General features: G+C 43.7%; 14 protein-coding genes. 11 read left to right on the top strand and 3 right to left on the bottom strand.

The genetic code is table 11. The features are described from left to right. The first annotated feature begins 122 nt into the window (after positions 1-122). The 5 genes from JGK16_RS29875 (at position 123) to JGK16_RS29855 (ending at position 7,046) form a co-directional block, all read left to right on the top strand. Entirely contained in the window at positions 123-2,123 is a 2,001-nt protein-coding gene (locus tag JGK16_RS29875; RefSeq protein ID WP_293185938.1) for a chromosome partitioning protein ParA, read from the top strand. Positions 2,124-2,341: 218 nt separating this feature from the next. Next, the gene (locus JGK16_RS29870) at positions 2,342-4,081 is read left to right on the top strand and encodes a hypothetical protein (RefSeq protein WP_293185940.1); all 1,740 of its coding nucleotides are present in this window, start codon (positions 2,342-2,344) and stop codon (positions 4,079-4,081) included. 3 nt (positions 4,082-4,084) lie between these two features. Continuing rightward, a complete protein-coding gene (locus tag JGK16_RS29865; RefSeq protein ID WP_293185942.1) occupies positions 4,085-4,885 on the top strand; it encodes a glycosyltransferase family 2 protein in 801 nt (266 codons plus the stop codon). Between the two features lie 217 nt (positions 4,886-5,102). Beyond that, positions 5,103-5,759 (top strand): Uma2 family endonuclease, encoded by a 657-nt coding sequence (locus JGK16_RS29860; protein ID WP_293185943.1) that lies wholly within the window; start codon positions 5,103-5,105, stop codon positions 5,757-5,759. 222 nt (positions 5,760-5,981) lie between these two features. Further along, positions 5,982-7,046 carry an NAD-dependent epimerase/dehydratase family protein gene (locus JGK16_RS29855; RefSeq protein WP_293185944.1) on the top strand — a complete coding sequence of 355 codons (1,065 nt, stop codon included), beginning with the start codon at positions 5,982-5,984 and terminating at the stop codon, positions 7,044-7,046. 86 nt (positions 7,047-7,132) lie between these two features. Here JGK16_RS29855 and JGK16_RS29850 read toward each other — a convergent pair whose 3' ends face one another. From JGK16_RS29850 to JGK16_RS29840, 3 genes are all read right to left on the bottom strand, one after another. Next, positions 7,133-7,756 (bottom strand): hypothetical protein, encoded by a 624-nt coding sequence (locus tag JGK16_RS29850; RefSeq protein WP_293185945.1) that lies wholly within the window; start codon positions 7,754-7,756, stop codon positions 7,133-7,135. A gap of 97 nt (positions 7,757-7,853) precedes the next feature. Further along, positions 7,854-8,456, bottom strand: a complete 603-nt coding sequence (locus JGK16_RS29845; protein WP_293185974.1) for a Uma2 family endonuclease — start codon at positions 8,454-8,456, stop codon at positions 7,854-7,856. A gap of 152 nt (positions 8,457-8,608) precedes the next feature. Then, positions 8,609-8,842, bottom strand: coding sequence for a hypothetical protein (locus JGK16_RS29840; protein WP_293185947.1), 234 nt, complete (start codon positions 8,840-8,842; stop codon positions 8,609-8,611). A 197-nt stretch (positions 8,843-9,039) separates the two neighbouring features. Here JGK16_RS29840 and JGK16_RS29835 point away from each other — a divergent pair, with 197 nt between their 5' ends. From JGK16_RS29835 to JGK16_RS29810, 6 genes are all read left to right on the top strand, one after another. Then, the gene (locus JGK16_RS29835; RefSeq protein WP_293185949.1) at positions 9,040-9,228 is read left to right on the top strand and encodes a hypothetical protein; all 189 of its coding nucleotides are present in this window, start codon (positions 9,040-9,042) and stop codon (positions 9,226-9,228) included. 84 nt (positions 9,229-9,312) lie between these two features. After that, positions 9,313-9,498: a CopG family transcriptional regulator gene (locus JGK16_RS29830; protein WP_293185950.1), complete on the top strand. Its 186-nt coding sequence runs from the start codon at positions 9,313-9,315 to the stop codon at positions 9,496-9,498. Between the two features lie 63 nt (positions 9,499-9,561). Then, entirely contained in the window at positions 9,562-9,978 is a 417-nt protein-coding gene (locus JGK16_RS29825; RefSeq protein WP_293185951.1) for an NUDIX domain-containing protein, read from the top strand. An 86-nt stretch (positions 9,979-10,064) separates the two neighbouring features. Further along, the gene (gene vapB, locus JGK16_RS29820) at positions 10,065-10,277 is read left to right on the top strand and encodes a type II toxin-antitoxin system VapB family antitoxin (RefSeq protein WP_293193538.1); all 213 of its coding nucleotides are present in this window, start codon (positions 10,065-10,067) and stop codon (positions 10,275-10,277) included. 323 nt (positions 10,278-10,600) lie between these two features. Further along, on the top strand, positions 10,601-13,399 hold the full coding sequence (locus JGK16_RS29815; protein WP_293203564.1) for an NACHT domain-containing protein: 2,799 nt from the start codon (positions 10,601-10,603) through the stop codon (positions 13,397-13,399). A 34-nt stretch (positions 13,400-13,433) separates the two neighbouring features. After that, the coding region (locus tag JGK16_RS29810; protein ID WP_366517188.1) for a ricin-type beta-trefoil lectin domain protein at positions 13,434-13,745 on the top strand (312 nt) is incomplete at its 3' end.

Genomic DNA, 13,745 nt, shown 5'->3' with positions numbered 1-13,745 from the left:
CAATTCCCAATTCCCAATTCCCAATTCCCAATTCCCAATTCCCAATTCCCAATTCCCAATTCCCAATTCCCAATTCCCAATTCCCAATTCCCCATTACCCATTACCCAAATAACATATGGCTATGAAATCGGTAATCCTTTCTGAACAAGCAGTCATTCTGGAAAAACCAGCGATTTGGTCGCGCTTGTTTTTGTGGACGATCATGCTGATGACCACTTCTGCCGTAGTTTGGGCTTATTTTGCTAGCGTAGAGCAAGCTGTCCCCGCTGTCGGCCAATTGGAACTCAAAGATGGTGCTAGAGACATCCAAGCGCCTGCTACGGGCGCTGTGGTGAGGCTGCACGTCGAAAATGGCGATCGGGTAGAAAAAAACCAGCCCCTGCTCACTTTCAACCCCCTTGCACCCAGTGCTGATTTAACATCGATTAAGAAAACTAAAGAAGCGCTGGAAAAGGAAAATAAATTTTACGAAGATGTCGTCAGCGGCAAAGTTCAAGGCCCTATTCCTTCCAACCTAGAATCCACAATCAAAGACAGACAGAGCCTTGCTGCACAAAATCAAGTGCTGCAAGCTTTGATTGACGAGCTGTACCTTAACCGGGGAGCCAACGGAAATTTTGATGCCACCCAGCAAGGACTGTATGTTAATTATCGATCGGAATTTCTGTCTCGGGTAGCCGCCGCCCAAGGGCAAGTTCAGGAGTTGGACAAACAACTCAAGCAAGCTGAAAATGCTGAGAAAGCCGCCGGCGATCAAATGAATGTAGCAGTGCAACAATTGGGTTTTGCTCAGAACCAATTAAATTACTCTCAGCAGCAGTTAGCCTCTTCCCAAGAGCAAGTCAAATCAGCTCTGGCTCAGAAAGATTTGGCTGACGAACAGTTAGCCAAATCCCAACAAGTATTGAAGTCCAATCAAGGCATTTTGGGCAGACTAGGCCCGCTGGTAGAGCAAGGAGCGATCGCTGAACTGCAAAGAGAAAAACAGGAACAAGATGTTTTCAGAGGCCAAAGCGACGTTCTGAAACAGCAAGATCAAATCAAACAGCGCGAAGGCGAAATCAACGCCCGCAAAGGCGAAATCAACACCCGCCGAGGTGAGATAAATACACGCCGAGGCGAAATTAATGCGCGTCAAGGTGACATCCAAAAAATTACCGCTGAAGTACAGCGCCAGCAAGGAGAGCAAGCGCGCATTCAGGAGTCCATCGCCCGCGCCCAAGAACAGTTGAAAAACACCAAGGATGCCTGGGCAAAAGAACTTTACAGCAAAATTGCTGAAAACCAGAAACAAATTGCCAGCAGCGATTCTCAACTCAGCCGTTTTAAAGTAGAAAACCTGAAAAAGCTGTCCGAAGTAAATGCTCAGCTAGAAAAAGCCCAGCAAGTCCGCGATACTCAAATTATGAAGGCTCCCGTATCCGGCGTTATCTTCGATTTGAAACCTTCTAAGAAGGAGAATGCGAAGTTGGATCTAGCAAAAGATCCGATATGCCAATCCATTATTAACTCAGTGGTGAAGCCTGGGGAACCGCGCCCCAAACGCTGCGAAGAAGCTTATTACGAAGCGCAGCAAACAGAGAAGCTGCTCAAGGTTTTGGATGATGAAAACGGCTTGCAAGCAGTTGTTTACCTGGAAAATAGCAACGTAGCTCTTGTTTTGGATGGTATGAAAAACAAGCGAGAAAAATTAGAAAAATATCACGGCAAACAATTAGATGGAGAAAAGATTGACTGCGAAAAAGGTAAAAGCTGCCTGTGTCCTGAGAAGGAAGTTAATAGAGAGAAATTGGGTTTGACAAAATACCAATGCGTACCTGTGGATATAAATGTTGAAGCTTTCCCTGCGCTGGAGTTTGGTACTGCTGAGGGTGAAGTGAAAGAGATTAGCAGCGATGCTGAACCTCCTACTGAACTCCGGAAATACTACGCTTTCAAAACCAAAATTAAGCTGAAGACTCAAAAGTTTATTTTGAACAAGGGCAAGCCAAATGAACAGGAAGTTAACTTGCAGTCGGGAATGGCGGTAAGTTCTAATATCAATATCGGCAAGCGAACTGTTTTGCAGATGTTTATCAACCGATTTACTGGCAAACTGGATACATTCAAGACTGTTAAGTAATTCGGTTAACAGAATTGAATAGGACTAAAGTCCTCACTACAAACTTGATGACTGGTTTGTAGTGAGGACTTTAGTCCTAATTAGCCCGGTTCGTAGTGAGGACTTTAATCCTAATTCCCGCAAATTATGAGGACTAAAGTCTTCACTACAAACTTGATGAGAATGATTTAACGGTATTAATATAAAATAGTGATGGCAATTGGTGCGATCGCACATTCATGAAAAAAAGTATTTTATTTACGCTATATCTGATTCCTGTTGTCCTTTTAATCGGGTTTGTAGCCACTTTTAGCGTTAACGTACCCATTGATGACGAGTGGAGGTTGGCTAGCCTGTTTGAGAAAATAGCTCAGGGAAGTGTAACGTTTAACGATTTTTGGGCTTTGCACAGCAACCACCGCATAGTCTTTCCGAAATTAATTATCGCTGTGCTGGTTTTTGCTTCCAGATGGAATATTAATTATCAGTTGTGTCTCAGCATCGGTTTGGCTGGTATAACTTTTATGACTATGTACAAGTTATCCTCGATGCAGGTTAAGAATGTTGGGGATAATTTGTGGCATTTAGCTAATATTTTAACTTGTATTTTACTTTTCTCCCTGGTTCAACATGAAAACTGGCTTTGGGGATTTCAATTAGCTTGGTTTTTTGTAAATCTGTGTTTTATAGCTGCGGTTTATGCGCTGGTTTCAACTCACAAATTATTGCCTAATATTAGAATTTCTATTGCTGCTATATTCTGTTTTATTGCTAGTTTTTCTCTGGCTCAAGGTTTGCTATCTTGGTTTGTGGCGGTTCCGGCTGTGGTGGCTTTGGAGGGAAATCGAGTACAGAAAAAAAGAAGATTAATTGTATGGATATTGCTGTTTGCAGCAACTTGTGCTATTTACTCAATTGATTATCATCCTAGCCGTAAAACAAGTATTATTGCATTGTTGAATAAGCCGCTGGTGGTAATTGATTATTTTTTGAGTTTATTGGGTTCGCCAATTGTTAGATCACCTGGACTTTCTGCATTTGTAGGATTGGTAATATTTGCAAGTTTTGGATTTTTTGTATGGCATTTTGGGAAGAAGATTCTATTAACTAATTTGGGATTGGGTGGGGACGGGCAAGATGCCCATCCCACAATTGATTTGGGATTGCTACATCAGGCTTTACCTTGGCTGTCAATAGGTTTGTTTTCGGTTTTGTCGGCTTTGTTTATTACGGCTGGTAGGGCTAATTTTGGGGCAATTCAGGCGATCGAATCTTCTAGATATACGACTAATTCGATTTTGCTGTTAATTGCTTTGGTTCAGCTAGGACAATTGTTTATTCGAGAAACAAAAGCTCTGTTGAAATTCAACTATAAATTGATTTTTAGAGGAGTTTCAGGGCTATTAATTGGTATAATTATTGTTAATTCTCAGCAGGCGATCGTCCAAACTAGCTCTGCACTTATTTACAAACAAGGCGCTCAAGATTGTTTGCAGTTAATTAACTATCTCGAACCGTCGAAGTTTTTCAATGATTCGCCGGAAAGCTGTTTGAGAGTGTTGAGCAAAAAAACTTGGCTGGTGAGAGATGGTGCTGCTATTCTCGATAAATTTGGTTGGAGAAAGTTCGCCAAAAATGTAGATTTTATTCCTAATACCAAGAAAGTTTACGGCTATTTAGACCAACCTCCAACGGGCGATAAATTATTGAAAGCTGCTGGTTGGGTGGTTTTGCCAGAAAATAGGAAACAGCCGAATATTGTACTGCTATCTGTCGGCGATAAAAAATCTTTTTTTGCTAACGCTTATGTAAATTTGGACAGTCCCGATATTGCTAAGACTTTGAAATCACAGTTGTACAATAATGCGAGGTGGGCGGTTGATGTGTCTGGTGGCGATTTGGCGATCGCCCAAACCGATATCAAAGCTTGGGTGTATAATCCTGTGGACAACCAATTTGTCCAGTTGCGCGGAGGATGAGGAGTGAAAATTTCGGTGATTATACCAGCCCACAACGAAGAGGGCTGTTTGGATGGTACTGTGCGGGCTTTAGCCCAGACGCTCGATTTAGAAGGGATTCCGCACGAAATTTTGATTGTGAATGACAATAGTACGGATAAAACCGTTGACATTTGCCAGGAATTGTCAGAGACTTTCCCCACAGTTAGATACATCAACAATCAACCTCCCAACGGTTTTGGATTTGCCGTGCGCCGGGGATTGGCAGAATTTGAAGGCGATGCTGTGGCGATTGTGATGGCGGATGCTTCCGACGATCCGATGGATTTGGTAGCAGGATACCGCCAATTGCAAGCAGGATATGATTGCGTTTTCGGTTCCAGATTTATCAAAGGCGGGTTTGTCGTTGATTATCCAATTCACAAACTAGGAATTAATCGCTTAGCAAACTGGTTTGTCAAAAGTATTTTCGGCTTGCGTTACAACGATGTCACGAATGCTTTTAAACTATATCGCAGAGAAGTGATTGAAGGTATACAACCGATTTTGAGCCATCACTTTAATTTGACTGTCGAACTTCCCCTAAAAGCAATTGTCCGGGGTTTTTCCTATACGGTGATTCCTCTGAGATGGTACAATCGGACTGCTGGTATTTCTAAGTTGAAGATTAAAGAGATGGGCAGTCGATATTTGTTTATTGTCTTGTATGTCTGGCTGGAAAAACATCTCTCTCGCGGCGACTACCACCGAACAAGAAAGATGAATGAGTTGAAATTAGATTTGTTGCCTAAGTCAAGGAGTGAAGTCTTGACTGCGAAGGAATGATGACTAATGATTTTGGTACCGCAGCTATTGATACTTTGATGCTGATACTACTGCGTACCAAAATCGGGACTGCAACTTAGGTAACGGGCGGAACCTGCGAAATGGTTACGAAAAAATGGTCAAATCGCTCAAAAGTGCGATCGCGCGGTAAAATTTAACTTAGGAGGCTATGGGGAAATTTGGTTGAAAAGATATACTAAATTGAGAGGATTAAGTCATGGTTTTTACAGCCCAAGAAATGGCAAGATTGATGCCAGATGCCAGTCAACTTGAAAGTGATGAGCCAGAAATGGAAAGTTCCCTACATTATATTCAATTAGCATTATTAGTTGCCTGTTTGGAATGGCAATGGCGCGATCGCAATGACTTTTTTGTTGGAGCAAATCTGACGGTTTACTACAGCCAGCAACAATTGAAAAATCGGGATTTTCGCGGCCCTGATTTTTTTCTGATCGCCGATACCGAAAAACGTCCGCGTCGTTCCTGGGTAGTTTGGGAAGAAGAGGGGAGATATCCCGATCTAATTATAGAATTGCTATCTAGTTCTACCGCCAGAGTCGATCGCAACGAAAAAAAGATATTATATCAAAATCGGTTTAGAACGCCCGAATACTTTTGGTTCGATCCTGAAGATTTGGAATTTGCTGGTTTTCGTTTAATTGGTCAAGAATATCAAGCTATTCTTGCCAATGAATTTGGTAGATTGTGGAGTGAGGTACTAGAATTATATCTGGGAATTCACGATGGGAAATTGCGTTATTTTACCCCAGACGGTGAGTTAGTTGCTACGCCAGAGGAAGCTGCACTGCAAGCCCAAGAGCGAGTCGAACGTTTAGCAAATCAGTTGCGGGCTTTGGGCATTGAACCAGAATAGCTGTCAAAATTAATTGACAGATGATTAAGTTTTAATGCGAGACATATAGCCTTTCTCAGATAGGTGAGGTACGTTGTTGGGCTTCAGCCCTCTTATATTTATTATATAGTAAGCGAGGTCGCATCAAAAACTCCATTTACAGTCATACCTCATCTTTTTGATAAAGGCTATACCTCAACACAATTTAACAGCAGTAATTAATCCTCTAAGAAAGTTGAGTCAATGCCTGAGAGAATTTTAATTGTGGGCGGTGCGGGTTTTATCGGCAGTTGTTTGGCAATTGGCCTGAAAAAACTTCACCCGGAATGGCAAATAATTTGTTTGGATAACCTGCGCCGCCGGGGTTCGGAATTGAATTTGCCTAGGCTTAAAAGTTGCGGGATTCAGTTTGTTTACGGGGATATTCGCACGGCGGCTGATTTAGATCCAGTGGCACTCAATGCTGATTGTATTATAGATTGCGCTGCGGAGCCTTCTGTGCTGGCGGGTTTTAGTTCGCCTCAGTACGTTTTGCAGACGAATTTGCTGGGTACTGTGAATGTTTTGGAGTTGGCGAGACAGACTGGTGCGAGTTTGCTGTTTTTGTCTACGAGTCGGGTTTATCCGATCGCCTCTGTCAAGTCTATCAAGTTATTGGAGTTGGATGATAGATTTGCGATCGCCCCAGAGCAAACATTACCCGGTATATCGGAGTTAGGCATATCAGAAGATTTCCCACTAAAAGGACACCGCTCGCTTTACGGAGCAACTAAATTAGCGTCGGAATTGCTGATTGAGGAGTACAGGGAAGCATACAACGTGCAGGCAATTATCAACCGCTGCGGGTTAATTACCGGTGCTTGGCAAATGGGGAAAGTAGATCAGGGAGTTTGCGGTTTGTGGGTGGCGGCTCACTATTTTCAAAGGTCGCTTAATTATATCGGTTTTGGCGGCAGTGGTAAACAAGTTAGGGATTTGCTGCACGTTGAAGATTTGCTGAGATTAGTCAATTATCAGTTGGAACATTTTGCGGAATTTGACGGCGAAGTGTTTAATGTTGGTGGTGGTTTGAGCAACAGTCTGTCTTTAGTTGAAACAACTGATTTGTGCCAAAAAATTACGGGAAAGTCTATTACAATTAATCCGGTTTTGGAGGAACGGGCGGGGGATATTCCGATTTTTATTACCGATTCTTCTAGGGTGATGGAGAAGACTGGATGGCACCCTATGATTGGGCCGGAGGCGGCTTTGCAGGATATTTATGATTGGATTGCTGCTAATGAAGTGGTTTTAAGTTCGATTTTGTAGGGATTTTTCAATCGCAGATTTTTAATAGTAAGGTGCGTCGCTAAGATAATTTTTGAACCTAGTTGAGTGACTGCAAGCGACGCACCCTACCGCGAAATTTCATCCCCGTCTAAAATTCCCACCATTACTTTAAATAAATCGTCTAAATCGTCAGGTACTCTAAACAAATGAGTGTCTTGGAAAATAGTTTGCTGATTTCGATCTAACTTGCCAAATCGCCAGACATCTCCCATTGTCACAGCACCGTAAAATATATTTTGGTCTTCCACGTGCGACATAGCAATTAATTGTACAGCTAGTTGAGTAAATCCTCTAGTCATATCGTCGTTTTTTGCTTCAATAACTAGCAACTCTTGATTTGACTTCACGAGATAATCTAAATTTCCCTTTAACCAGCTATTAACGTTGAGAGTATACTCAAATCGCAGTTGACATTGACAGTATCGGATCAGATCCAGAAGTACGGGGGATACTAAGGATTCTCTTCTAGCTATTTCGCTGCTGAGACTGACTAAGGGAAGGATATCTTCTATTTTATCTCTCAGCTCTATCAGTCTATCTAACTGTCTAGTTGTTTTCGGTAAAGATAACCTTCCTTTGCTTAGTGAGTAATCAAATTCTGCTAAAATTTGATCGGTTTCATAAGGTAAGTCAAAGTATGAACGAAAGGTATATTCTCGACCTTCCTGTAAGATTTTTTGCTTGGTCATAGTGTTTTCAATCACAATCTGTTTATTTGTACATTATATATCAATTTTTCTAAGCCGGTCGAATGAGTAATTTCCTGTCCTTAACAAAATTCATCATTTATCCCCAAACTTCTGTCAAATCCAAGACAAAACCAGGCAACACATCTTCGCCGGACAAAGTTGCAGGATTTTCCAGCAATTCTAATTCTTGGTTCTGTCTGTAAATCTCCACTTTTCTGTTTTTTCTATCTATCAACCAACCCAACCGCACCTGGTTTTCCATGTATTCTTGCATTTTATCTTGCAGCGGTTTGATTCTGTCAGTTTTAGAACGGAGTTCCACCACAAAATCTGGGCTTAACGGAATAAAACCTTCTTTTTGTTCTGGGGTTAGTGCATCCCACCTTTCTTGACACACCCAAGCTGCATCGGGAGAGCGATCGGCCCCATTTGGCAGGTGAAAACCAGTAGAAGAATTAAATGCTTTACCGAGTCTAGTACGCCGATTCCACAGCCAGATTTGCCCTTCTATATCCAGATTTCGATATCCTGTTTCGCCTCCGGTTGGTGGGTTCACGATTAATTCTCCTGTTGCTGTGCGTTCTAATTGTAACTCTCGGTTGGCGATCGCTAATTCTACAAACTGTTCGCGGGTAACGGTGAGCGTTAGTGCAGGCGGAATATTGAGTGCAATATCAGCCGATGAGTTGGTTTCTACCATCATTTTTTCCTAAAATTGATGCTGTTTTAGCAAATTAATCCTCATCTCAGAAAGCCCAAAACATAGGACAATTTGCAATTTTTATTATAACAATTCAAAGTTCGTAGGTGACAGCCATCGCTCCAATCGGCGATCGCCATCACCATCAATTTCTACTCAGCAAAATAGCGGGTCAAAATCCGCATGATCTCACCGCTAATCGGCGAGGCCAGAGGCGGGCTCCATTCCTCAACCTTGGCAAAACCCAAGATTTGCAGGATATCTACGATCCAGTTGACGCCCTTGGGAGTGCCGCACAGCAGCAAGCGGACGGGTTTTTTGTCGGCGGGCGCGTTGGGAATTTCTTCGCGCAGTAGTTCGGGAACGGACTTGGGAGTTGGTATCATACAGTTATCTCCTAATAGGGTTATCTCCTGAATGTGGGAGTCCAAACCCCTGCCGCGTCTCGATTGCAGTCTGAAGCGGTGGGGGTTTGGTCTTGGGTGTACGCTTGTGATAAGCTAACATAGCTTGTAAACCTATGTCAAGAGGTAACGTGCAAAACTAGAATGTTAAAGAAAGCAGTGATGAGAAAAAGACGATCGTGCCACCGAAGAACCTCAGACGAGTAACCACTTACGTCCCTCCTGAAATAGCCAAAGCATTAGAGGAATGGGCCGAGAAAGACGAGCGATCCGTATCTTGGCTGGCTGGAAAGCTGATTGAAAAAAGTGTTAAAGAGTATCAAAGTCAAGAACAGCAACAAGCCTCTACACCGGAGGTGAAAGAATGAATCCAACAGCTATTAACGCTCTGTGAGTTGGTTAAAGATTGGATCGAAGTTAAAATGTGAGTCAATTTAAAAGAGAAAAACCTAATGGGCGGGAAGCGTAAGCTTGAGTTGATAGCTGTGTATGTAACCAAGGAAAAAAAGGAGGCTCTTGAGGAATGGGCTACTTCTGAAGAACGTTCTGTTTCATGGATTGTTAGCAAGGCGATCGACAAAGCACTGGAAGACCGTCAACAGCAGCAAACTGAGGCAAAACAGGATACACAGCAGTGAAAGTCGATCGCACTTCACTGAAAATTTCATTGCTACTCATTAAAACAATTAGGCTTGTCAACCATGCACACCATTGGTGCTTTTGCGATTATTGACAGCGGCGGCAAGGTACTGCTGTGCCATCGCACCGATAGGGATGCTTGGAACTTGCCTGGTGGTAGGGTTGAGGCGGCAGAAACTCCGTGGGCTGCGGTTGTCCGTGAGGTGGAAGAGGAGGTTGGTTTGCTGGTTAAGGTCATAGGTGCGATCCTCTGCGAGGGCTTTGCTAACGGCATTTATGCTATACCAGTGCGATCGGACTTGGTGTTTACATTCCGCTGTGAAGTCGTTGGGGGTAGCCTGCACACGACGGAAGAAGCAGATGACATCAAGTGGTATCTGCCCTCGGAGTTGCCTATCAACACGTTTTCGAGTCATGTCGAACGCATCCATGACGCCTACGCTGGGCGCAGCGCGGTTTTGCTGAAGACGCAGGAGTAATCTTTTGTCAGTGAGTTGGTTAAAGATTGGGTAAAAGCTAAAATGTTAGTATTAGTAGAATCTAGTGAATTTTGGGACTTGCTAAAATGAACACTGTTAAATTATCGATCGATGGCGACCGCCAGACTGTAGTTTTACCGAAAGAATACCAGTTTCAAGATAACGAAGTTTACATCAAAAAGATAGGTAACGTTGTTGTTTTAATTTCCAAAAACAATCCGTGGCAAATCTTGTTTGATAGTTTAAAACTCTTCTCTGAAGATTTCATGGAAACTAGAGAACAACCTGTTTTGGACTAACGTGAGGGAACTGTCACGAATTCCAGGTTTAGTCATAAAAAATTGGATTGGGTAGTTAGTTGAGAAGTGCGTTAGCGAAGCCCTCGCAGACGATCGCGATTCGCTTGAATAGAATTTGCGGAAACTAACGTGAGGATATTGATGTTATTAGAAGACCGGGCGGTTGAAACCGCGTCTATACAGACAAAACCCGCCTCCGCGGGTTGAAGAACGGTTACAATTATGTTATTTTCTTCAGTCCGCGGAGGCGGACTTCGTTTGTGTAGGCGCGGTTTCAACCGCCGTCTTCTTTATTGTCCCACCAATTACCTCGGAATGCCAGCATGATGATACCTCTCGATCCGATTATCAGCGCACTTACCAGCATCGCCAATCCTATAATTAAAGATAAGTTTCAGCGCAGCGAAACAGTCATCAAATTACTCAAAAAATTTAACCTCGACCCCGAACACCCGCTGCCGGATTTTAGCAGCGTTTACGCCTACACTTTGGTAGAATACGGCATCGGCAAACCCAAGCCAATTTTAGAACTATTCCGGGAATCAGAAATTAAACAAGCTTTTCGTCAAGCATTCGATCGCAATTCTCCGGCTATTTTTCTCACACAAGGAGAAGAATTTCTCGATACCTATGCTTTGGGAGATAAAATTAAAGATTTAGGGATTGACATTCGGCGCGAATTTGCTGCTTTTTCCGCAGTTTTTATCGCCGTCACCAAGCGCACCCGCAATCCCAAAGAAGCTTTGACGAATCATCAGATTGATTCAGTACACAAACAAATTGTAGCAGTTCAAGAAAGGATCGATCGACTCCCAACTTTAGAAGGAATTCGCACCGAAATGGCGCGATTGGCTGTTGAAAATACTCCGGCTTTACCAGCAGCAACAGAAACTGCGGCAAAATCCCAAGGATTTGCCTTGGCGCAGCAGATGCGCGGTTGGTTTGAAATATTGGGCTACGATTTTGAGCCGTATCAAGTTTGGGAAGATAACTATTTTGAATGGATTATTCGGATTCCGGTGAGACGAGGCAGGTTCGATCGCATTTTGATTCGCGGCATGGCGGGAGAAGCGGGAATTCAAGATGTCGGGGCGCTGAGACAGTCGGTAGAAAAGCAAAAAACCGATGAAGGTTGGCTGGTGACGGCGCGCCGGATTTCCAAAGCAGCCCGCAAGGAAGTTGACAAACCAGAAAATCGCCATCTCGATTGTTATACTTTTGATGAATTGATTGATGTGGATGCGGATTTTAGCGGCTATATCGACTGGTTGGAAAATGAAGTTAAGCGCAGGCAAATCGATGGCAAATACGTGCCTCTCGGTTGTACGAAAGCTGAGTTCGATGGCGCTAACAAGCGACAAATTGATGCCAGTTATTACGGCGAAGAGGACGGCTGGATTGACGGTTATATCGACGTGTGGATGGACGATCCGACGAAAGAACATATTTCGATTTTGGGCGAATTCGGGACGGGGAAAACTTGGTTTGCTTTTCACTATGCTTGGACGGCTTTGCAGCGCTACCAACTGGCAAAGGAAAGAGGAACTCAACGGCCTCGGTTGCCTTTAATTATCACTTTGCGCGACTATGCAAAAGCTTTGAATGTTGAGAATGTTTTGGCTGGTTTCTTCTTTACTAAGCACAATATCCGCCTCAATAGTGAGGTGTTCGATCAACTGAATCGGATGGGGAAGTTGCTGTTGATTTTTGACGGATTTGATGAAATGGCCGCGAAGTGCGATCGACAACAAACAATTAACAACTTCTGGGAACTAGCAAAGGTGATTGTTCCCGGTGCGAAAGTAATCTTAACCTGCCGGACAGAACACTTTCCAGAAGCCAAAGAAGGACGCGCTTTATTGAATGCGGAATTAAAAGCTTCGACTGCCAATCTCAGCGGAGAAACACCGCAGTTTGAAGTATTGGAATTAGCAGCATTCGACGACGAGCAAATTCGTCAAGTATTGTCTCACCAAGCCGATGCCGAAACTGTGGCACAGGTGATAAACAGTCCGCAGTTATTGGATTTGGCGCGCAGGCCGGTGATGGCGGAATTGATATTAGAATCATTGCCGGATATTCAAGCAGGTAAACCCGTGGATATGTCGCGGGTATATTTGTATGCGGTGCGCCGGAAGATGGAACGGGATATCAAGGCAGAAAGGACGTTTACATCGCTGGCAGATAAACTATTTTTCCTGTGCGAACTGTCCTGGGAAATGCTATCAACTGACCAGATGAGTTTGAATTATCGGCTGTTTCCAGACAGGATTCGCCGCTTGTTTGGGGCTGCGGTGCAAGCAGAAAAGGACTTAGACCACTGGCATTACGACATGATGGGTCAAACCATGTTAATTCGCAATGCTGAGGGGGATTATTCTCCGGCACATAGGTCGCTTTTGGAGTTTTTTGTAGCGTATAAGTTGGCGGCGGAGTTGGGAGTTTTGCCTGCTGATTTTACGGGGTTATCGCAGGCACAATTGTCTTTGGATAATTCTGTTGAGTCGGTAAATTATACTTGGTCGGGGTATTTTAGCCGTCAGGCGGATAATGCGGGCGATATTGTACCGATTCCGGCTTTGAAGGGTTTTGTGAGTGAAAGTTTAGGGCAACTTCGCAACAGTTTTGGGCGGGAACCTTTGACGAAAGCGGTGATGGATTTGTTGGTGCCGATGCTTTCAAAAACTGAGTTTGTGGGTGAGGTTAAGTCGAGACTGTTGGAAATTTTGGAGGCGACGAAAGGTAAAACTGAGGAGGAAGTTGGTTATATCGGTGGAAATGCGGCGACGGTATTGGTGAAGGTTGATAATGCTGCTTTGGAAGGGAGAGATTTATCGGGGGCTGTAATTAAAGGTGCTGATTTTTCTGATGCTAGTTTGCGGCGTGTCAATTTTGCTGGGGCGAATTTGAGTGATTGTACTTTTATCAAGGGTTTCAGTACAGTCTTTGCAGTAGCATTTAGTCCTGATGGCAAACTTTTAGCTACAGGTGGTACTGATGGCGTGGTTCGTTGTTGGGAAGTTGCTAGTGGAAGAGAAATTTTGACCTGTAAATGTCACAGCGATTTGATACGTTCAGTCGCATTTAGTCCAGACGGTAAAGTGGGATTGCCAAACTGGTGAATGCCTTCAAACTTGGCAAGGTCACAGCAATTGGGTGCGTTCAGTCGCATTTAGTCCAGACGGTAAAACTCTGGCTAGCGGTAGTGGTGACAGAACTGTAAAGTTATGGGATTGCCACAGTGGTGAATGCCTTCAAACTTGGCAAGGTCACAGCGATTTGATACGTTCAGTCGCATTTAGTCCAGACTTTAAAAGTCTGGCTAGCGGCAGTGATGACAGAACTGTAAAGTTATGGGATTGCCAAACTGGTGAATGCCTCCAAACTTGGCAAGGTCACAGCGATTTGATACGTTCAGTCGCATTTAGTCCAGACGGTAAAACTCTGGCTAGCGGCAGTGATGACCAA

It is taken from the genome of Microcoleus sp. PH2017_09_SFU_O_A (genome assembly GCF_020738625.1).
Taxonomy (GTDB): Bacteria; Cyanobacteriota; Cyanobacteriia; order Cyanobacteriales; family Microcoleaceae; genus Microcoleus.
Note: the sequence above shows the minus strand (reverse complement) of the source record. Positions and strands in the feature narration are given on the sequence as shown.